This is a genomic window from Glycocaulis alkaliphilus (assembly GCF_004000605.1).
Lineage (GTDB): Bacteria > Pseudomonadota > Alphaproteobacteria > Caulobacterales > Maricaulaceae > Glycocaulis > Glycocaulis alkaliphilus.
Genome location: NZ_CP018911.1, coordinates 639,803 through 660,809, shown reverse-complemented (window position 1 = coordinate 660,809; position 21,007 = coordinate 639,803). Strand labels below are relative to the sequence as shown.

At 63.2% G+C, this 21,007-nt stretch carries 16 protein-coding genes; 8 read left to right on the top strand and 8 right to left on the bottom strand.

Going from position 1 to position 21,007, the window contains the following annotated elements:
• Nucleotides 1-95: 95 nt before the first annotated feature.
• Both X907_RS03130 and X907_RS03125 read right to left on the bottom strand, forming a co-directional pair.
• On the bottom strand, nt 96-2,339 hold the full coding sequence (locus X907_RS03130) for a S9 family peptidase (RefSeq protein WP_127565595.1): 2,244 nt from the start codon (nt 2,337-2,339) through the stop codon (nt 96-98).
• 220 nt (nt 2,340-2,559) lie between these two features.
• Nucleotides 2,560-4,044: a sigma-54-dependent transcriptional regulator gene (locus tag X907_RS03125; RefSeq protein ID WP_127565594.1), complete on the bottom strand. Its 1,485-nt coding sequence runs from the start codon at nt 4,042-4,044 to the stop codon at nt 2,560-2,562.
• Nucleotides 4,045-4,359: 315 nt separating this feature from the next.
• Here X907_RS03125 and X907_RS03120 point away from each other — a divergent pair, with 315 nt between their 5' ends.
• From X907_RS03120 to X907_RS03095, 6 genes are all read left to right on the top strand, one after another.
• Nucleotides 4,360-5,286, top strand: coding sequence for an alpha/beta fold hydrolase (locus X907_RS03120; RefSeq protein ID WP_127565593.1), 927 nt, complete (start codon nt 4,360-4,362; stop codon nt 5,284-5,286).
• An 86-nt stretch (nt 5,287-5,372) separates the two neighbouring features.
• Nucleotides 5,373-5,666 (top strand): aa3-type cytochrome c oxidase subunit IV, encoded by a 294-nt coding sequence (locus X907_RS03115; RefSeq protein ID WP_127565592.1) that lies wholly within the window; start codon nt 5,373-5,375, stop codon nt 5,664-5,666.
• A 97-nt stretch (nt 5,667-5,763) separates the two neighbouring features.
• On the top strand, nt 5,764-6,888 hold the full coding sequence (locus X907_RS03110) for a Re/Si-specific NAD(P)(+) transhydrogenase subunit alpha (RefSeq protein ID WP_127565591.1): 1,125 nt from the start codon (nt 5,764-5,766) through the stop codon (nt 6,886-6,888).
• A 131-nt stretch (nt 6,889-7,019) separates the two neighbouring features.
• The gene (locus tag X907_RS03105) at nt 7,020-7,355 is read left to right on the top strand and encodes an NAD(P) transhydrogenase subunit alpha part 2 (protein ID WP_127569283.1); all 336 of its coding nucleotides are present in this window, start codon (nt 7,020-7,022) and stop codon (nt 7,353-7,355) included.
• Entirely contained in the window at nt 7,352-8,758 is a 1,407-nt protein-coding gene (locus X907_RS03100) for an NAD(P)(+) transhydrogenase (Re/Si-specific) subunit beta (RefSeq protein WP_127565590.1), read from the top strand. The genes X907_RS03105 and X907_RS03100 overlap by 4 nt, the downstream gene beginning before the upstream one ends.
• Before the next feature lie 184 nt (nt 8,759-8,942).
• Nucleotides 8,943-9,248, top strand: a complete 306-nt coding sequence (locus X907_RS03095; protein ID WP_127565589.1) for a 7(1) septoil knot domain-containing protein — start codon at nt 8,943-8,945, stop codon at nt 9,246-9,248.
• A 111-nt stretch (nt 9,249-9,359) separates the two neighbouring features.
• Here X907_RS03095 and thrS read toward each other — a convergent pair whose 3' ends face one another.
• Together thrS and glpK are read right to left on the bottom strand one after the other, a co-directional pair.
• Nucleotides 9,360-11,195, bottom strand: coding sequence for a threonine--tRNA ligase (gene thrS, locus X907_RS03090; protein ID WP_127565588.1), 1,836 nt, complete (start codon nt 11,193-11,195; stop codon nt 9,360-9,362).
• Nucleotides 11,196-11,291: 96 nt separating this feature from the next.
• Entirely contained in the window at nt 11,292-12,788 is a 1,497-nt protein-coding gene (gene glpK / locus X907_RS03085; RefSeq protein ID WP_127565587.1) for a glycerol kinase GlpK, read from the bottom strand.
• A gap of 84 nt (nt 12,789-12,872) precedes the next feature.
• Here glpK and X907_RS03080 point away from each other — a divergent pair, with 84 nt between their 5' ends.
• The gene (locus tag X907_RS03080; protein WP_170175441.1) at nt 12,873-13,820 is read left to right on the top strand and encodes an alpha/beta fold hydrolase; all 948 of its coding nucleotides are present in this window, start codon (nt 12,873-12,875) and stop codon (nt 13,818-13,820) included.
• On the top strand, nt 13,817-14,737 hold the full coding sequence (locus tag X907_RS03075) for an alpha/beta hydrolase (RefSeq protein WP_127565585.1): 921 nt from the start codon (nt 13,817-13,819) through the stop codon (nt 14,735-14,737). Before X907_RS03080 ends, X907_RS03075 begins: the two co-directional genes overlap by 4 nt.
• 143 nt (nt 14,738-14,880) lie before the next feature.
• Here the strand turns inward: X907_RS03075 and X907_RS03070 are convergent, their stop codons facing one another.
• The 4 genes from X907_RS03070 to X907_RS03055 are packed head-to-tail and all read right to left on the bottom strand — an operon-like array spanning nt 14,881 to nt 20,987.
• The gene (locus X907_RS03070) at nt 14,881-16,335 is read right to left on the bottom strand and encodes a flavin-containing monooxygenase (RefSeq protein ID WP_170175440.1); all 1,455 of its coding nucleotides are present in this window, start codon (nt 16,333-16,335) and stop codon (nt 14,881-14,883) included.
• Between the two features lie 7 nt (nt 16,336-16,342).
• Nucleotides 16,343-18,160, bottom strand: a complete 1,818-nt coding sequence (locus X907_RS03065; RefSeq protein ID WP_170175439.1) for an AMP-dependent synthetase/ligase — start codon at nt 18,158-18,160, stop codon at nt 16,343-16,345.
• A 2-nt stretch (nt 18,161-18,162) separates the two neighbouring features.
• On the bottom strand, nt 18,163-19,026 hold the full coding sequence (locus X907_RS03060; RefSeq protein ID WP_127565582.1) for a beta-keto acid cleavage family enzyme: 864 nt from the start codon (nt 19,024-19,026) through the stop codon (nt 18,163-18,165).
• Nucleotides 19,023-20,987, bottom strand: coding sequence for an acetyl/propionyl/methylcrotonyl-CoA carboxylase subunit alpha (locus X907_RS03055; protein ID WP_127565581.1), 1,965 nt, complete (start codon nt 20,985-20,987; stop codon nt 19,023-19,025). Before X907_RS03055 ends, X907_RS03060 begins: the two co-directional genes overlap by 4 nt.
• Nucleotides 20,988-21,007 lie beyond the last annotated feature (20 nt).

The following is a 21,007-nucleotide window of genomic DNA, read 5'->3' as shown; positions in this document are numbered from 1 at the left end:
CCGGCAATGTTAAGGACAAAACCGCCGGTTAACCGTGATTGGAAGGCCCGCATGTGCGCAAAATGCCACGGCGGCAGAACACCGGCCAGCCTGCCCTACTCGCGCAAATGCTGGTCGAAGAAGGCCATCTGTGTCTTGAGAAGGTGAATCTGCAGGGGCGGCGGGCGGATGCCGTGGCGTTGGCCGGGATAGGTCATCATCTCGAACAGCTCGCCGCGCTCCTGCAGTTCGGCAAAGAGACGCGTGGAATGGTCGAAGGTCACATTGTCATCGGCCATGCCGTGAATGATGAGAAGCGGTGTCTCGTAGCCATCGAGATGGGCAAAGACTGACCCGGCCTCATAGCCGCCGGCATTCTCCTGCGGGGTGGACATGAAGCGCTCGGTATAGTGAGTGTCATACAGCGACCAGTCGGTCACCGGCGCACCGGCAATCCCGGCGGCAAACCGGCCCGGTGCCTGCAGCGTGGTCATCAGCGTCATGTAGCCGCCATAAGACCAGCCCCACAGGCCCACCCGCTCGCCATCAACGAAATCGCGCGCCTGCAGCCAGTCAAGACCGGCCAGCTGGTCCTCGACCTCGAGAATGCCCATGCGCAGATGCAGCGCGGCCTCGAAGGCATGGCCCCGGTTCGAGCTGCCCCGGTTATCAACCTTGAAGAGGACATAGCCGGACTGGACCAGTATCTGGTCACGCAAGGACTGCCAGCCCGTGTGTACGGTCTGCACACCGGGTCCGCCATAGACCTGCACGATGGCAGGGCAGGGCGTGGATGCGGTGCAATGGTCCGGACGGTATATCTGCCAGTGCAGATCGGTCTCGCCATCTGCAGCCGTCAGCGTGCCGTATTCCGGCGTCACGTGAGAGGGCAGGAAGGGCGCGTAAGGGTGCGCGTCGTTCAGCGGGTTTTCTTCCACCCAGGCAATGCGCGTCCCATCCATGGCATAGAGCGCGGTGTGGGGCGGCGTCTCGACATCGGAATAGCTGCCGATAAAGCCTGACCCGCCCGAACCGACCGAGACGCTCCAGCGGCCATTGCCTTGCGTGACACGCTCAGGCACCGCGCCGTCGAAACTCACCGAATAAAGATGGCGCTCCAGCGGGGTTTCCATCCAGCCGGTAAACCAGATCGTGCCGCTGTCCTCGTCGATACCGGCAATGCCGTCAACAACCCAGTTGCCCGAGGTGATGTCCAGCGCAGAGCCGTCAGCGTGAACCCGCCGGATATGACGGAAGCCGGACTGTTCGGACAGATAGATCAGACCGCCCCCGCTCAGCGGGTGGAGATCGTGATCGAGATTGATCCACGTATCTGCGGTCTCCGTGATCCGCCGCGTCGCGTATTCCGTCCCGGTCGTGGGGTCGAGGGCCAGCAAATCCCACTGCGTCTGCGCGCGGTTCTGGCGCTGCACCCAGAGCGTCCCGCCCGACCGGCTCCAGTTGACGCGGTTAAGGTAGATGTCGGTTTCGCTACCCAAATCCATGTCGACCACCTCGCCAGAGGCAAGATCGATCACATGCAGGGTGACAAGGGCATTGGGCGTGCCGGCACGCGGATAGCGCTGCTCGGAGACAGAGACGCCTTCGGCAGAGATGCCGAAGCGCTCGACCACCATGACCGGGTTCTCATCGACGCGGGCCACGGCAATCCGGCTGTCATCAGGCGACCACCAATAGCCGGTATAGCGGCTCATCTCTTCCTGGGCGACGAACTCGGCCATGCCCCAGCTGATCGCGCCGCCGCCTTCGGTCGTAAGAGCGCGTTCCTCTCCTGTGGCCAGATCATGGACCCACAGATTCTGCTCGCGGATGAAGGATACATAGCCGCCGCGCGGGCTGACCTTGGCGTCGGTCTCGAACTCTTCAGTTTGCGTCAGGCGGCGCGCCTCGCCGGTTTCCACATTGACGTAGAAGACATCGCCATCCAGCGGCACCAGCACGGCCTCGCCAGCCTGATCCCAGTCATAGCTGACCACGCCGGTGGCCGTAATGCGCGCGCGCTCGCGGAACTGGATTTCGGCTTCGGTCAGTTCGCGCTCTTCAGGCGCCAGCTGGCGCGCATCGACGAGCACGTAAGAGCGCCCCGTCTCCACATCCATCGCCCAGAGATCCTGAACCGTGCGGTCATCTTCCTTGGCGCGCAGGAAGGTTATACGGCTGCCATCAGGGGAGAAGCGCACGACGCGCGCGGTCGGGCCGGTGAGATCAGGCGAGCCGTAAAGGCGCTCTATTGTCAGGCGTTCGCCGGCAGCATGGTGTGTCTGGGCGGCGGGCGGCGCCTCACCGTTCTCGCAGGCAATAAGGGCAAGCGGCAGGAGGGCAGCAAGAGCAGCGCGCATGAAAAAGCGTCCGGTCAGTTGAAAACTGACCGGACGCTACAAGGCTGATTGATCATTGGCCAGAGGCAGGACTTCTTGCTCCCATACCAACCTCATTCTTTCGTCATTCCGGGCGGAGCGCGTCAGCGCGCAGACCCGGAACCCAGATTTTCAGGCATGAACTGGGTTCCAGATAAGCCCTGACGGGCTTTCTGGAATGACGAGGGAAAGAGAAAAGCCCTCACCCCGCCTCGCGGAAATTATCCACTTCGAGATCGTATTCGCGCACCTTGCGGTAGAGCGTGGAGCGGCCAAGGCCGAGCCTGCGCGCCACTTCCGCCATGCGGCCTGAATAGGTCTCGATGGCAAAGGCGATGAGATCGCGCTCAATGGATTCCAGCGGCCGCAAATGCCCGCCAGCGTCCGTAATATCCACCGGGAAGGCAGACACGTGACCGTTGGTTTCTCCGGACGCAGCGTCCACCGGCTCTGCCGGCGCTGCCGTTTCGGCAACGGGAGCCGGACGATCTGCCTCCACTGACCGCAAGGTCGGGTTGAGGCCGGAAATCTGCGGGAAATCCTCTGGCGTCAGGTAATCGCCATCGCACAGCACAACCGCGCGGAAGACAGCGTTTTCCAGCTGGCGCACATTGCCCTTCCAGTGATGGCGGGCGAGCATGTCCATTGTCTCCGAAGTGGCGTCGAGCACGGACTTGCCCTCTTGCGCGTTGAAGCGGGCGATGAAGTGGCGCACCAGCGCCGGAATGTCATCCGCGCGCTCGGAAAGGCTCGGCACCTCGATCGGGAAGACGTTGAGGCGGTAGAACAGGTCTTCGCGGAACGCGCCGCATTTGACCTGCTCGGCCAGATCCCGGTTCGTTGCCGAAACGATGCGCACATCGACCTTCACCGGCTTCTTGCCGCCAACCGGGTCGACCTCGCCTTCCTGCAGGGCGCGCAGCAGTTTCACCTGCATGTCCAGCGGCAGCTCGCCGATTTCATCAAGGAAGAGCGTGCCGCCATCGGCTTCCTGGAATTTGCCCATATGCTTGGCCACCGCACCGGTAAAGGCGCCCTTCTCGTGACCAAACAGGGTTGATTCCACCAGGTTTTCCGGGATCGCGCCGCAGTTCACGGCCACGAAGGGACGGCCCGCACGGTCAGACGCGGCCATGATGGAGCGGGCAACCAGCTCCTTGCCAACGCCGCTTTCGCCGGTGATGAGGATCGGAATATTGGACTTGGCCGCGCGCTCGCCCAGCCGCACCACCTGACGCATGGCAGGCGCCGATGCGATCATGTCTTTAAAGCCGAGCTGGCCCGACTGGGTGCGTTTCAGACGCGTCACCTCACCCGTCAGATCCTTCACCTTGAAGGCATTGCGGATAGAGACCGCGATGCGCTCCGGGCTCGCAGGCTTCACGAAGAAGTCCACCGCGCCTGCGCGCATGGCCTTCACCACCGTCTCGATGCCGCCATGGGCGGTGAGAACGATGACCGGCAGGTCCGGCTCGCGTGCCTTGATGGCTTCAAGCGTTTCCTGACCGTCCATGCCCGGCATGACCATGTCGAGCAGCACCACATCGATGCCGCCGCGGCGGATACGGTCAAGACCCGCCTCCCCGCTTTCGGCCATTTCGGGGTGATGCCCCTGCTTTTCGAGAACCGCCTGCATCAGCCGGCGTTGCGTCGGATCATCGTCGACGATCAGAATAGTCTTGGCCATGTCACCCACACCCTTTGTCCCACCTTGGTGAGGCGTGTCCCGGCCCGTCATGGCCGTCCCGCAGTTTTCTGCGTGAACGGCCGGACTCTTCTGGTGGACCCCGCCCCTGATGCGCACCGTTATGGGACACCTCCGGTTAAGGTCGCGTGTAGAGGCCGGTGAGAATTGGTTAGGGTAAATAGAGGGTTAGCAATATGTTGCCGTCGGGGTGAACCGCGTTGATTGACGCATCATGCGCGCGGGCCTACCCAATGCCTGCCTTTCCTGGCCGGGGACGCTGCCCACGGCCCGTCATTTGAACGGACGCATTTTCTGATGACTGATCGCGAACGCCCGCCTTCCCCGCTTGCTGCATTCAACGGTGAAATGCTCACCGGCCCGAAATGGTTTGTGCGGGCGCAGGAAGCGGCGTGCGAAACCGGGGAAGCCGAACGGCTGGGCACCAGGCTGAGCTGGAAGGCATGGGGGGAGCGCGGCGCGCCGGGCCTGATCCTCGTCCACGGCGGAACAGCCCACAAGGGCTGGTGGGATGCTATCGGACCTTTCCTTGCCAGCGAAGGCTACCGCGTTGTCGCGACGGATCTGGCTGGCATGGGCGATAGCGGCTGGCGCGATGTCTATTCCATGAATGACCACGCGGCCGATGTATTGGCTGCCGCCGAGCATGGCGGCGCCTTTGAAGCCGGCAAGCCCGTGCTTGCCGGTCATTCCTTTGGCGGTTTTGTCACACTGAGTGCAGCTATCTCCATTGGCGAGCGTCTGCGGGCCGGGATCATTCTCGACAGTCCGATACGCCCGCAGACCGAGCAACGCGGTGATCCGCCGCCGCGCCGGGGCGGGCGTGTCTATGACGATACCACAACAGCGCTGGCGCGCTTCCGCCTGCTGCCCGACCAGCCCTGCGAGCACCTATGGCTGCTGGACCATATCGCGCGCGGCTCACTGAAAGAGGCTGAAGGCGGGGTGACATGGAAGTTTGACCCTGACCTCTGGGCCAAGCTGACCTGGGAACGGCGTGACCCGGAGACGGCGGCGGCAAACCTGAAATGCCCGCTGGCCTTCGTGCGCGGCGCGCAGTCACGCCTCATGCAGGCAGAGACCTGGGACTATATGCGCAGCGCGTTCACCCAATCGCCCTTCATCAGCGTGCCGGACGCCAAGCACCACCTCATCCTTGATCAGCCGCTCGCGGTTGCCAGCGTGTTGCAGGCCTTGTGTGAAGGCTGGGCGAAACAGGCATGAATACGCGCCGGGCCGGTATTGGCCCCCGGCCAAACCCATGCTAATTGCCGCATTAACAGCCTCAATCGACCAGACGGAGCTCCGACATGGCATCTGACTATAACCGCGGCGAAATGGATATATCCCAGCAGCACGGCATGTATGTCGGCGTGATGAAGGCAGGCGTCTCGTCCTCGCTGATACTGGCCTACACGGTCGTGTTTTTGACCTTCGCCTTTGCCACCGGCTCGGGCTGGTTCACGGCGCTCGGCTTTGGTCTGGCCGTGGGCGTCATTGGCGGCGTCATCATGAAGCAGGGGCCGTGGTACTGGACAACGACTGCGGTTCTGACCGTGCTGACGGCCATTATCGGCCTCGCGATCGCAGTATTCACAGGCTAGCGCGTGCGATTAGCCAAATTCACGTTTGCGCATCAGCGAGATTCGCGCATTGTGACATCCTGAACAAACCCCGTTGCGGGCCGGACAGGATGTCATCATGCGCATAGCCGTTCTCACCGAAACCTATCCCGGCGAAGCCCGCGTCGCGGCAACACCTGATTCGGTGAAGGCGCTGGTAAAAGCCGGTGCCAGCATTTCGATCGAGAAAGGCGCAGGACTGTCCGCCAGCGTAACCGATGGAGCCTTTGAGGCCGCTGGCGCCAAATGCGTTACCCGTGCCGCCGCCATCAAGGATGGCCAGCTTTTCCTCACCGTGCGCCGCCCCGATGCGGCAACGCTGGCCAAGCTGCCCAAGGGCGCTGTGCTGGTCGGCCTGCTCGATCCGCATGGCGACAAGGATTTTGCCAAAGCCTGCGCCGAGGCGGGCGTCAACGCGCTGGCGATGGAATACACGCCGCGCATCACCCGCGCCCAGTCCATGGACGCGCTCTCCTCACAATCCAATCTGGCTGGCTACCGCGCGGTCATTGAGGCAGCAGGGCTCTATGGCCGCGCCTTCCCGATGATGATGACGGCTGCGGGCACCGTTGCTGCGGCCAAAGCCTTCGTCATGGGCGCGGGCGTTGCCGGCCTGCAGGCGATTGCCACCGCGCGGCGTCTGGGCGCCATCGTGTCGGCCAATGATGTGCGCCCCGCCGCAAAGGAACAGGTCGGCTCGCTGGGCGCAAAATTCATCGCGGTCGAGGACGAGGAATTCAAGGCCGCAGAGACCGCTGGCGGCTATGCCAAGGAAATGAGCGCGGAGTACAAGGCCAAACAGGCCGAGCTCGTCGCAGCCCATATCGCCAAGCAGGACATCGTGGTGACGACCGCGCTGATCCCGGGCCGTCCCGCCCCGCGCCTCATCACCAAAGCCATGGTGGAGACGATGAAGCCGGGCTCGGTCATCATCGACATCGCCGCCGCTACGGGCGGAAACTGCGAGCTGACCAAGGCCGACGAGATTGTCGAGCATGGCGGAGTGAAAATCGCCGGTTTCACCAATCTGCCCGCGCGCCTGGCCGCCGACGCCTCGCAGCTTCTGGCCAAGAATTTCGTCAACCTCGCCCCGCTTCTTCGCGGAGAGGATGGCGCGCTCTCGCCTCAATGGGAGGACGAGATCATCAAGGGGATGACGCTGACGCGCGATGGCGCAGCTGTTCATCCTTCCCTCGGAGGATAGTCCATGAAACGGCGTATCTCGCAGCTCATATTTGCCGGTGTTGCCATCATCACGCTGAGCGCGTTCGCCGCCGCAGCAGCATTCCTCGGCTAGCAGACAGACAGGCCCGCAGACGGGCCGGAGTGAGACGTATGGAAGCCATTGATCCGAACATCTACCGGCTGGCGATTTTCGTGCTCGCCATCTTCGTGGGCTATTACGTGGTGTGGTCGGTGACACCGGCCCTGCACACGCCGCTGATGAGCGTGACCAACGCCATCTCCTCGGTGATCATTGTCGGCGCGCTGCTGGCCGCCGGAGCCGCCGCCATCGGGCCGGACAGCCGGTTTGCGCAAGGCACGGGCCTGCTCGCCGTCGTGCTCGCCTCGATCAATATTTTCGGCGGCTTCCTCGTCACACAGCGCATGCTGGCCATGTACAAGAAGAAAGAGCGGCCTGCGGCAGCGCGCAAGGAGTCCGGTGAATGACCCCCAATCTTGCCGCCCTGTTCTATCTCGGCTCGGGCATTCTCTTCATTCTGGCGCTGCGGGGCCTTTCGAGCCCGGAGACCTCGCGCCAGGGCAATTATTTCGGCATGGCGGGCATGGCGATCGCCATCACGACCACGCTCCTGATGCTCAATATCGGCTTCACCGGCTTCATCATGATCGCCGGCGCAATCGCGATTGGCGGCACGATTGGCGCGGTCGTTGCGCGCCGTATCGCCATGACAGCGATGCCCCAACTGGTGGCCGGTTTCCACTCGCTGGTCGGCCTGTGCGCGGTGCTGGTCGCGGCGGCTGCGCTCTATGCGCCGACCGCGTTCGGTATTGCTGACGAGACCGGCAATCTGAAGGCACTCTCCCTCATCGAGCTGGGTATCGGCACCGCCATCGGCGCCATCACCTTCTCCGGCTCCATCATCGCCTTCCTGAAACTGCAGGGCATCATGTCCGGCGCGCCTCTGGTGTTCAAAGGCCAGCACTGGCTGAATCTGGGCCTTGGCATCGCGGCGGCCGTTTTCATCGCTTTCCTGGTTGCTTCGGGCGGTGACGCGAAAATGGCGTTCTGGATCGTCGCGGTGCTGGCACTCGCGCTTGGCGTATTGCTGATCGTGCCGATTGGGGGCGCGGACATGCCGGTCGTCGTCTCCATGCTCAACTCATACTCGGGCTGGGCCGCTGCCGCGCTCGGCTTCACGCTGGAAAACACCGCGCTTCTGGTCACCGGCGCGCTTGTAGGCTCATCGGGCGCGATCCTCTCCTACATCATGTGCAAGGGGATGAACCGCTCCTTCATCTCGGTCCTGCTGGGCGGGTTTGGCGGCGAGAGCGTCGCCTCCTCAGCCGCCGACACCGGCGGACGCATCGTCAAGCAGGGCTCTGCCGAGGATGCCGCCTTCATCCTGAAAAACGCCGGCAAGGTCATCATCGTGCCGGGCTATGGCATGGCCGTGGCGCAGGCCCAGCATGCGCTGAAAGAAATGGGTGATGCGCTGAAAGCCGAAGGCGTGGACGTGTCCTACGCCATCCACCCGGTGGCGGGCCGCATGCCCGGCCATATGAACGTGCTGCTGGCCGAAGCCCAGGTGCCTTATGATGAGGTGTTTGAGCTGGAGGACATCAACTCCTCCTTCTCGCAGGCCGATGTGGCCTTCGTTATCGGTGCCAATGACGTGACCAATCCGGCCGCCGAGGATGACCCCTCCAGCCCGATTTACGGCATGCCTGTTCTGCAGGTGTGGAAAGCAGGCACGGTGATGTTCATCAAGCGCTCGCTGGGCTCTGGCTACGCTGGCGTGGAGAACCCGCTCTTCTTCCGCGACAACACGCTGATGCTGCTGGGCGATGCCAAGAAGATGACCGAAAGCATCGTCAAGGGCATGCATTAGGGGTGCTTTCCCTCGTCCTTCGAGACGTTCGCTTCGCTCACCCTCAGGATGAGGGAAAGGCGCACCCACGCCCTCATGCTGAGGAGCGCAAAGCGCGTCTCGAAGCACGAGGGCATGCATTAACCCCCTTCACTGCCCGTTCATCCCCGCTTTGAAAGGCTCTCCCGCAAGGGAGGGCTTTCCCATGCTGATTGCAGTGTCACCACTGGCCGCCGCCATGCTCGCCATCAGCCCTGCTGTGGGTGAGGACTGCACCTTCGACGGCATACCCTTGCAGGGCCGGGTTCAGGTGGTCACGAGTTTTCCCGATATCAGGGTCGAGCTCGTCCGGAGCTTTCCAGACATCCGTGTACAGCAGGTGACAAGCTTCCCGAACGCCTGCGGGCGATGGCAGTTTGTCGACAGCTTTCCCGACTTCAAGGTGCAGTTCGTCACCAGCTTCCCCGACATTCGCGTGGAGTATGTGACGAGCTTTCCGGGCGTCAGGTGAGGATCCCAACAACATGAAACCCCGGAAGCGCGCAGCGCTATCCGGGGCCTCTATCCGCCAGTTCTGCACAAGCTCCCGGCTCTCGCTGTGCCCGGCCGGGAGTTCAGCCGTTCAGGCAGGCTGGTCCTCACGCGTGTTGATCTCTCTGGTGATGCGGGCAATCACATCATCGACGCTCACCGTTCCAAGATCGCCATGATCGCGGTGGCGCAGTGCCACCGTACCGGCCTCGGCTTCAGCATCACCGACCACCAGCATGTAGGGAATCTTGCGGTTCTGCGCGTTGCGGATTTTCTTCTGCATGCGCTCGCCAGCCAGATCCGCCTCGGCGCGAATGCCGGAATGCACGGATTTGGTTTCCGCGTTGAACAGGCGCTGCTGCACCTTTCTGGCGTACTCCTCATGCCGGTCGGCAATCGGGATCACCACGGCCTGAACGGGCGCCAGCCAGACCGGGAACTTGCCGGCATAGTGCTCGATCAGGAAGGCGACGAAGCGCTCATGTGAACCCAGCGGCGCGCGGTGGATCACATACACCGGCTGCTTGGAGCCGTCTTCTGACGTGTATTCCAGATCGAAGCGCTTGGTGGCCATGAAGTCGAGCTGGTTGGTGGAGATGGCGTATTCCGTCCCGACCACAGACTTCGCCATGAAGTCGACTTTCGGGCCGTAGAAGGCGGCTTCGCCATCGACTTCCTTGTAGGGATAACCGGACTCGTCCATCGCCTCTTTGAGGATGCCCAGCGCCTTCATCCAGCCTTGCGTGTCGTCGACATATTTGTCGAGATTATCGAAGTCTGGCAGGGAAAGCCGCATCCAGAAATCCTCGATGCCGAACATGCGATAGTATTTCGCGTGCATATGCATCACGGCTAGGAATTCGTCCTTGGCCTGATCCTCGCGGCAATAGATATGCGCATCGTTCTGGCAGAAGCCGCGCACGCGCATCAGGCCGGACAGCCCGCCCGAGGCCTCGTAGCGATAGACCTGTCCGTATTCCGACAGGCGCACCGGCAGATCGCGATAGCTCCACTGGTCATGGGCGTAGATCATGTGGTGGTGCGGGCAGTTCATCGGGCGCAGGTAATACTCCTGCTCGTCGATCATGATCGGCGCGTACATGTCTTCCGCGTAGTACGGCAAATGCCCGGACTTGTGATAGAGCTCGCCCTTGGTGATGTGCGGCGTGGACACGCGCTGGTATCCGGCGGCGCGCTCTTCCTGACGGGCCAGATGCTCCAGCTCGTCGCGGATCACATTACCCGCCGGCAGCCATAGCGGCAGGCCCGCGCCCACCTCTTCCACGATGGTGAAAAGCCCCAGCTCCTTGCCGATCTTGCGGTGATCGCGCTTGGCTTGCTCCTCAAGGCGCAGGATTTCCGCGTCCAGCTCTTCCTTGGTGTCAAAGCACAGCGCGTGGATGCGCTGCAGCTGCGGGTTCTTCGCATCGCCGCGCCAATAGGCACCGGCGATTGAGCGCAGCTTGAAATGGCCGACCTGCCCGGAATGATCGACATGCGGGCCACGGCACAGATCGACGAAATCACCCAGCTTGTAGAAGCTGACGGAGTCCAGGCCATCACCGGCCACGCTCTCATCGCCCGTTTCCTTGGCAATCGCCGTCGAGCCCTTGTCGCGCAAAAGCTCGAGAAGCTCGACTTTAAAGTCCTGCCCCTCGCGGCGCATGTATTCGATGGCGCTGTCGATGGGCAGCTCCTCGCGCACCATGGTAATGCGTTCTTTACGCATCTCTTTCATGCGCTTCTCGATCGTGGCGAGATCTTCGGGCGTCAGGGTGTTGGGCAGGTTGATGTCATAGTAGAAGCCGGTCGCGGTCGCAGGCCCCACACCGAACCGGGCCTCGGGCCAGATTTCCTTCACGGCAGCCGCCATCAAATGGGCCGCCGTGTGGCGCTTCGTATCAAGGGGGAAGTCTTGCTGTGACATGGGCTTCTTGACGGTAAAGGGTGAACGGTAAGGGACCGGATTTAAGCGCGTGCGCTGCACAAGTCCATGACCGGATTCCATGTAAGTGTAATATTATTACATTGTGGTGCGCCGGAGCGCATCCGCCCAGCCCGCCAGATGGCGCGTCCGCCAACCCGTATCAGCCGCCGGAGCAAAGCGCTGATCGGCCTTCCACAGGCTGGCTGCCTCAGTGATGGAGGCAAAATGACCAGCCCCCAGGCCGGCCAGAAACGCTGCACCCCAGGCGGTGGTTTCGGTGTTCACAGGACGCACCACCTCCAGATCGCAAATGTCCGCCAGCCGCTGCAGGAAGGCGGCGTTGGCCACCATCCCGCCATCCACTTTCAGGGTCAGCGTCTGGGCCCCGTCCGCGCGCATGGCGGTCAGCAGGTCGTGCGTCTGGAAGGCGGTGGATTCCAGCGCCGCGCGCGCAATCTCCGCCCGGCCTGCCCCGCGCGTCAGTCCGGTGATGAGGCCGCGTGCTTCCGGCTTCCAGTGCGGCGCGCCAAGCCCGGTAAAGGCAGGGACGAGATAGACCGGCGCGTCCGGGTCGGCGCTGGCCGCCAGCGCCTCCACTTCAGACGCCTTGGAGATCAGGCCCAGCCCGTCACGCAGCCACTGGATCGTCGCGCCTGCTGAGAGAACTGATCCCTCCAGCGCAAAGGCGGACTTGCCCTCCAGCCGCCAGGCGGTTGTCGCCAGCAGGCGGTTCTGCGAGGTCACGCGCGTCCCGCCCGTGTTGAGGATCATGAAGGCGCCGGTGCCATAGGTCGATTTCATCTCGCCCGGCGACAGGCAGGCCTGACCGATGGCGGCGGCCTGCTGATCGCCTGCAGAGCCCGTAATCGGTATCGCCTTGCCCAGCACCGATTTGTCGGCGACGCCCAGATCGCCCGCGCAATCGACCACCTCCGGCAATATGGCGCGCGGAATGTTGAACAGGCGCAAGAGCTCGCTATCCCAGCCCTGAGCCTCAAGATCATAAAGGCTGGTCCGGCTGGCATTGGTGGCGTCGGTGATATGGCGCTTGCCCTTTGTCAGCCGCCAGATGAGGAAGCTCTCCACCGTACCGAAGGCGAGCTTTCCGGCCTCAGCTTTCTTGCGGGCACCCGGCACGCTATCGAGTATCCAGCCGATCTTGGTGGCTGAAAAATAAGGGTCCAGCACCAGCCCGGTCTTGCCTGCCACCATCGCAGCCGCGCCGTCGGCCTCCAGCTTCGCGCAGGCCTCGCCCGTGCGCCGGTCCTGCCAGACAATCGCATTATGCACCGGCTCGCCGGTCTGGCGGTCCCAGACCAGAGTCGTCTCGCGCTGGTTGGTCACGCCAAGGCAGGTGATCTCATAGCCCTTGGCTTCACCCGCCTTGATCGCCTTGCGCGCAGTGGAGAGCACCGTCGCCCAGATCACTTCCGGGTCGTGTTCGACCCAGCCGGGCCTTGGATAGATCTGGTTGAACTCTTCCTGCGCCAGCGCGGCCACCTGGCCTTGAAGGTCAAACACCATGGCACGGCTGGAGGTCGTACCCTGATCGATGGCCAGAATGGCGGGCGCTTTGCGCGAACGGCTGAGCATGGCTTCTCCCCCTGATGCCAATATGGTGGCAGCGGCGTGAGAATGCAGGCTAAACTCATCAAAGCAAAGCGTAAGGGGACGTGGATGAGCGGGTTTGGCCTGGAGTTCGTGGAGAGTGCGACCGGCGCGCGTCTGGCGCTGCGAGTGATGGAAGCCAAGGCTCCCGCCAAGGCCATTGTGATCATCCACCACGGCCTTGCCGAGCATGGCGGGCGCTATGAGCGCTTTGCCCGCTATCTCTCAGGCCGCGGCTTTCACGTCAGCGCGCACGATCATCGCGGTCACGGCCAGACAACCGCCCCGGATGCGCCGCCGCGCGTCTACGCGCTCAAAGACGGCTGGAGCAGGCTGATGGGCGATGCCCGCTTCGTGCGCGAACATATGCAGCAACGTTTTCCCGGCCTGCCGGTGATCGTGTTCGGCCACTCCATGGGCGGGGTGATTGCCATGAACCAGGCCATGGACGAGCACGCCCATCTCGCTGGCGTCGCGGTATGGAATTCCAATCTGGCGCTCGGCAGCCTTGCCGGGCTGATGCGCGCCGTGCTCTGGCTGGAAGGCTTTGTGCGTAAGCAGACCGAGCCCAGCCTGTGGCTGAACGCGCTGACCTTCGAGGCCTGGGGCAAGCGGGTCAGGAAAGCGCGCACCGATTGCGACTGGCTTACCCGTATCCCCGAAGAGGTCGACGCCTATATCGCCGATCCGTTGTGCGGCTGGCCCGCCTCACGCTTGCTGTGGCGCGATTTCGTCAATGGATTTGAACGCGGTGAGGATGGCGCGCGGCTGGAGAACATGGCCCGCGACCTGCCGATCCATCTGGCGGGCGGCGGCGCAGACCCGGCGACCAATAATGGCAAGGCGGTGAAGATTCTCGCCGGACGGCTCTACAATAACCGCTTCACCCGCGTGACGATGCGCCACGATCCCAAGGCGCGCCACGAAACCCTGAACGATATAGGCTATGAGCAGGCCATGAGCGATTTTGCCGACTGGGCGGAACGCATCATCACCGAAGGACGCGAAACGCCATGACCATCGAGACCATTCCGGCCCGAAAAGGCCTTCGCCTGCGATCGCTTCTGGGCCGCCGCATGGCCCGCAAGGCGGGCCGCTCCAGCCTGTCACCCGCCACCAGCGCCGAGCACGCCAGAGCCCGCATGGACAAGGCGGGCCGCCAGCTTCCCATGCCCAAGGGCGTGGAAGTGGCGCGTACGGAGGTTGGCGGCTGCGATGCGCTCGCCTTTGCCCCTGAGAACGCCCGCAAGGGCGTGCTGATCTATCTGCATGGCGGCGGGTATTCGCGCGGCTCCGCGCTCAGCCACCGCGCTCTTGTCGCCCGCATGGCGAAAGCGTTTGGCCTCAATGCCGTCTCGGTCAATTACCGCATGGCACCCGAACACCCCTGCCCGGCCGCGATCGAGGATGCCGTGGCCGCCATTGAGGCCGTGATGGAAACCGAAAAGGGGCCGGTCATCCTCAGCGGCGATTCAGCCGGTGGCGGGCTGGCATTGTCAGCGACGATCCGCCTGCGCGATGCGGGCAAGCGCATTCCCGATGCGCTCTACCTCCTCTCTCCCTGGACCGACCTCTCCATGAGCGGGGAGAGCCTGGCAGCCAAGGCGATGCGCGATCCCATGCTGAACCCCGGCTATCTGGGCGCGGGCGGCGAGCTTTATCTGGGCGGACGGCCCGGCACCGACCCGGAAGCCTCGCCCCTCTTTGCGGAGATGAATGGCCTTCCGCCAACCCTCATTCAGGTCGGCTCCGACGAAATCCTCTTGAGCGATTCCACGCGACTGGCCGAAAAGCTGGAAGCCGCCGGCGTGCCGGTCGATTGCGAAATCTGGGAAGGCATGTGGCACGACTTCCAGATATTCTCCCCCCTCATCCCGGAAGCCGACTGGGCCATTGACCGGGCACGCGTCTGGGTGGAGCTGCAACTGGCTTAAAGCCTCAAGCCTGTCTGCCTTTCCTTCGTCTTTCCAGAAAGCGCGAAGCGCTTATCTGGAACCCAGTGATTGAAAAGGCTGGGTTCCGGGTCTGCGCGCTGACGCGCTCCGCCCGGAATGACGAAAGGTAGGGTGACTGTGAGCTATACCCCCTCCCAGTCCGCATCATCGCGCCTGCCAAGCGTGCGGGCAAAGCGGGTGGCGAGGCCCTCCCAGTTCTGGGTGATCACGCCGTCAGCCGTCTTGTACCAGGAGGGGCAGTCGCCCGCCCACACCGTCTTTGAGAGGCGTTTTTGCAGCTCCGCATTGTAGCGGCTTTCCGCCTCCGGCCGGACGGTGAGGGTTTTCAACCCGCCATCGAGGATCAGCCCCACCTTGTCGGCGATGTACTCGGCCTGCCGCTCCACCATGAAGATGATGGAGTTATGGCCCAGATTGGTGTTCGGCCCGTAGAGCATGAAGAGGTTGGGGAAACCGGCCACCGCCACGCCCTTGTAGGCACGCGGCGAGGCGCCCCAGGTATCGCGCAAGGACCGGCCCTCTGCGCCCGTCACCTCCAGCGTCGGCAGGAATTCGGTGGTCACAAAGCCCGTTGCCAGGATCAGCGTATCGGCGGGGACGATCTCGCCAGTGGCCGTCTCCACCCCGTCCGCATGGACCCGCTTGATGCCCCCGGTGACAAGGTGGACATTCTCCCTCTGCATCACCGCGAAATAGTCATTGGAGAGCAGGATGCGCTTGCAGCCGGGCGGGTAGTCCGGCGTCAGCTTTGCGCGCAGATCCGGGTCCTTGATGCCTTTGGCGATCTTGCGTCTGGCCGACCAGAGCGTGAAACGGCTGGCCAGCGATCCCCTGACAAGCGCCGAATAGCGCAGCTCATGGATGAGGAAACTTCCCAGCCGGTAGAGCCTCTGCCAGCCGGGAATGTGCGCAAACGCCCATGTCTCGACAGAAGTGAACGCCCGATCCGGCTTGGCGATGATCCAGTTGGGGGTGCGCTGGAAGATGGTCAGTTCGCGCGCCCGCTCGCTCACTTCCGGCAATAGCTGGATGGCGCTGGCGGCATTGCCGATGAGCGCCACGCGCTGTCCATCAAGCTTTACCGAGCTGTCCCAGCGCGCCGTGTGCATGACGGGACCGGCAAAGCCGGAAAGGCCTGCAATCTGCGGCGTGAAGGGTTCGGAGAGCTGACCGACCGCGCTAATGACGACGCGCGCGCTGGTTTCGCTGCCATCGGCGAAGCGGACCTGCCAGCGGCCTTCGCTCTCATTGAATGTCAGTGAACGGACGATCAATCCCGACCGGAAATGATCGCCCAGACCGAAGCGCTCGGCGCACTCTTCAAAATAGTCGAGTATCTCGGCCTGCAGCGCGTATTTGCGGCTCCAGTAGGGATTGAGCGCGAAGGAGAAGGAATAGAGGTGGCTTGGCACATCGCAGCCAGCGCCGGGATAGCGGTTATCGCGCCAGACACCGCCAAAACCGTCTGATTTCTCCGCGATCAGGAAATCATCCAGCCCGCGCCGTTTCAGGTGATAGCCCATGGCGATGCCGGACATGCCCGCCCCGATGAGAAGCGTGTCCAGCCTTTCCGGCAAGGGCCTGCTACTTGGCATAGAGGCTTTCAACAATCTCCCGGTGGCGTTCAATGACCACCTTGCGCTTCACCTTCATGGTCGGGGTCAGCTCGCCGCCCTCCACGCTCAACGCGCCGGGCAGGATGGCAAACTTACGGATATTTTCCACGCGGGCATGGCGGGTGTTAAGCTGGTCGACACCCTCCTGAATGGCTTCCAGCACTTTGGGATGGCTGCGGATGTCACCTTCCAGCCCCTGCTTCTTGCCAAAGGCAGCCAGCCCGTCAGCGCTCAAAGTCAGCAGGGCCGCCAGATAGGGCTTGGCATCGCCGACCACCACCGCGTGTTCGACCAGCGGGATGTTCATAAGGTCGGTTTCAAGATTGGCCGGCGTGATGTTCTTGCCGCCTGCCGTGATGATGATGTCCTTGATCCGGCCGGTGATGAAGACGAAGCCATCATCATCGATATTGACCACATCGCCGGTGCGCATCCAGCCATCGCTCGTGAAGCTGTCGGCGGTGGCGTTGTTATTCTTCATATAGCCCTTGAAGATATTCGGGCCCTTCACCAGCAGCTCGCCCTCTTCGGTGACGCGGGCCTCCATGCCCGGCACCAGCCGTCCCACCGAGCCGAGGCGCGCGGCGCCGGGACCGTTAAAGCTGGTCGGTGCAGAGGTCTCCGACTGGCCGTAGCCCTCATAGATGACGAGATCGAGCCCGGCGAAGAAACGCAGAACCTCAATCGAAATCGGCGCCGCGCCGGAGATGAGCATGCGTGACTTGTCCAGCCCCAGCGCGTCCTTCACCTTGGAGAGGACGAGCTTGTCGGCGATGGCTTTCTGGACTTTGAGAAGCGGCGATACGGATTTGTTGTCGATAGCGGCGAGATTGACCTCTCGCGCCGTTTCCATTGCCCATCTGGCGAGCTTGGCCTTGGGGCCGGTCGCTTCGGCGAGGCGGCCCTGAATGGTCTCGGCCATCTTCTCCCAGACGCGCGGCACGCCAAAAAAGATGGTCGGCCGGCAGGCTTTGAGGTCCTCGGCCAGCGTCTCCATGGAGCGCGCGAACCAGAGCGTGCCTGCCGCGGCGGCGTGATTGTGGACGGAGGCCTGCTGCTCGGCGATATGGGCTATCGGCAGATAGGAGAGTGAGCGGTCATCATCGCTGCGCCCGAACATCTCTATCAGGGCGGAGGCGCTCCACGCCACATTGCCATGGCTCAGCATCACCGCCTTGGGCGGGCCGGTCGTGCCGGAGGTGTAGATCAGCGTGGCGATACCATGCTCTTCCAGCGCGTCGAGGCGGGCCAGCAATTCTCCCTCATGGTCCTCGGTGCCGAGCGCCATGAAGGCGTCCCAGCTCATTGTGCCTTCAGGCGCCTCTGCCCCGCGCATGACGACGATATGGGAAAGGTTCGGGCAGTCGGCTTTAAGCTCCAGTGCCTTCTTTGCCTGCTCGGTATCCTCAACGAGATAGACCGGGCTTTCCGAATGCTGGAGGATATAGGCGATTTCCGGCGGCGCGCTGGTCCAGTAAATGCCCGCAGGGCGTCCGCCTGCCATCATCGCCGCGTTGGCCATCACCGTCCATTCGGGCCGGTTAAAGCCCAGTATCGCCACCGACTGGTCTTTCTGCAGACCCAAAGCTACCAGCGCACGGCCGGCCCGGCGGGCCTCATCGGCGTAATCCCGCCAGGTGCGCGTCACCCAGCCAGACCCGTCATGGAAGACATAAGCCGCTGTGTCCGGCTTGCTCTCACCATTTTCGATCAGGTGGGCCGGTGTGGAGGCAAAACGTTTGCCTCCGGCCAGACGTGGCAGATCAGCGGCGGTTGCGGCCAACATATTCATCCTCCCCGAAGGTTCATCAGCGTGCGGGCTTCTGACGGAGAGGCAATCTCCCGGCCCGCGTTTCTCGCACATTGAACCAGAGCTTCGATCAAAGCGCCATTGCCAGATGCGCGTTCCCCGTCGGGCAGGTAGAATGTGTCCTCCAGCCCGGTGCGCAGCATGCCGCCCAGCTCGGCAGCGCGCTGGTGAACGGGCCAGATTTCGCTGCGCCCGATCAGCGTGGTCTGCCAGGGATCGCCTTCGCGCTTGTATTCGGTCAGCAGCTCCAGAAGCCGCGAATCGCACGGCATGCCGGAGGCCACGCCCATCACGAAATTATAGTGGGCCGATGGGGCCATCCCGTTCTCGATATACATATTGACCGAGCGGACAATGCCGACATCAAAGCACTCGAACTCCGGGTGCGAGCCGGTCTCCTTCATGGCGTCGATCATCGTCTGGATCTTCTCCAGCGGATTATCGAACATCACGGGCGGCCAGGCCCATGACCCGTCGCTCCTGAGTTTGAGATAGTTCAGCGAGCCCGCATTACAGGCCGCGACTTCCGGTTTCACCTTGCGCAGACAGGCAACCGGGCCTGACACATCCGGGCCGACAATGCCGGTCGTCTGGTTGATGATGATGCCGGGGCAGGCATCGCGGATCGCGTCGCAGATTTCCAGCGCCAGGTCCGGATCCCAGCTTGGAAATCCGCCCATCCCGTCTTCCTGCATGCGGAAATGCACATGCATGACGGCGGCGCCGGCATCGTAGGCCTCGCGCGCGCTTTTCGCCATTTCGGCGGGGGTGACGGGCACGGGGTGCTGCTTGGGATTGGTCAGCACACCATTGATCGCGCAGGTGATGACGGCCTTGCTCATGGGTTTGATCCTTCAAGTTCCAGTTCAATCAGAAGTGTGCCGCCCGCGGCCTGCTGGCCTGCGGCTGCATGTACCGCCTTCACCACGCCGTTCGCGGCGGCGGTGAGGCGCATTTCCATCTTCATCGCTTCCATCAGGGCCAGCACATCACCCGCCTTCACCGTGTCGCCGGGCTTCACGTTCAGTGCCACCAGAGCGCCGGAAACGGGCGCCGTAATGCGCGAGGGGTCGGAGGCATCGTTACCTGAGAAGGCAGACGGTTCACGCACCGCCACGATGCGGCGCTCCAGCGCTATGTGCAGCGTGCCGTCTTCGCCTTCGGCCACGCAGGCCTGCCGGTCCACGCCATCGAGGCGGTAGCGCAAGTGAGGCGCGTCTTCGTCCAGGAGGGTAATGGTATGGCGGGCCTCGCCGAGGCTCACCGTGACGGCGTGCGGGCCGTCCTGCTCCACGAAGACGTCAACCGCTTCCCCGTCAGCTTCCAGAGGCAGGGTGAAGCGTTTCACCGACCCGCCGCGCACCGCGCCCTCGGCCGGAGAGGCCAGCAAAGCTGCCGCCACCGCTATGCCTTCACCGGGAACCCGCTCTGGCGCAAAAGGACCGTTGGCGGAGGCCGCCCACTCGTCCAGATCAGAAATCGTCACCGCGCCAGTGCGGAAGGCTTCGCTGTCCAGCAGGCGGATGAGGAAATCGCGATTGGTCTTCACGCCCAGCATGGGGGCCTTGGAGAGCCCGGCGATCAGCCGGTCGATGGCCTCATCGCGATTGAGCGCGAAGGCGATCACTTTCGCCACCATCGCGTCATAGGCGGTGCTCACTACGTCGCCGGTTTCAAACCCGGTATCGATGCGCACCTCGCGCGCGGCATCCTCGGGCTCGAAATGGATGATGTCGCCCGATTGCGGCTTGAACCCGTCCAGCGGGTCTTCAGCGTAAAGCCGCACCTCGATGGAGTGGCCTTCCGGGACGATCTGCTCCTGCGTGGCGGGCAGCATGCCGCCGGACGCGACCACGAACTGCCATTCGACAAGGTCCATCCCGTAGACCTCTTCGGTCACAGGATGCTCCACCTGCAGGCGCGTATTCATCTCAAGGAAGTAGAATTTCCCGTCCGCATCCAGCAGGAATTCCACCGTGCCGGCGCCCACATAGCCCACGGCCTGCGCCACCCGCACAGCCTCTGCGCCCATGGCGGCACGAAGCGTTTCGTTGACGGCGGGTGAGGGTGCCTCCTCGATCACCTTCTGGCGGCGGCGCTGGGCCGAGCAGTCTCGTTCGCCGATATGGATCGTATTGCCATGACTGTCGGCGAAGACCTGCACCTCGACATGGCGGGCGGGGTGAATCAGCTTTTCCAGCAGCACCGCATCATCGCCAAAGGCGGATTTGGCTTCCCGGCGGGCCGAGACAAGCGCGTCTGCAAACTCCGCGCTGGAATTGACCGCGCGCATGCCGCGCCCGCCCCCGCCTGCCACGGCCTTGATCAGAAGCGGAAAGCCGATTGCGTCAGCCTGGCTTGCAAGATTGGCGTCGGACTGATCCTCGCCCTGCCAGCCGGGCACCATGGATATGCCGGACGCGGCCAGCAGCGCCTTGGCGCGCGCCTTGTCGCCCATCGCCTCGATAGCGTCGGCCGGCGGCCCCATGAAGATGATGCCTTCGGCCGCGCAGGCGCGTGCGAAGGCCGCATTCTCCGACAGGAAGCCATAACCCGGATGGATCGCATCCGCTCCGGTTTCCTTCGCGGCGGCAATGATCGCCTCGATCTTAAGATAGCTCTCGGAGGCCGCTGCCGGGCCGATATGCACGGCGACATCCGCTTCGCGCACATGCAGCGCGTCCGCATCGGCATCGGAATAGACGGCAATCGCGCGGATATTGCGGCTCTTGGCGTAGCGCAAAACCCGCACGGCGATCTCGCCGCGATTGGCCACCAGAACGGATTTGATGGGAGTGGTCATGGCGCGGCCCTCTGACAGCA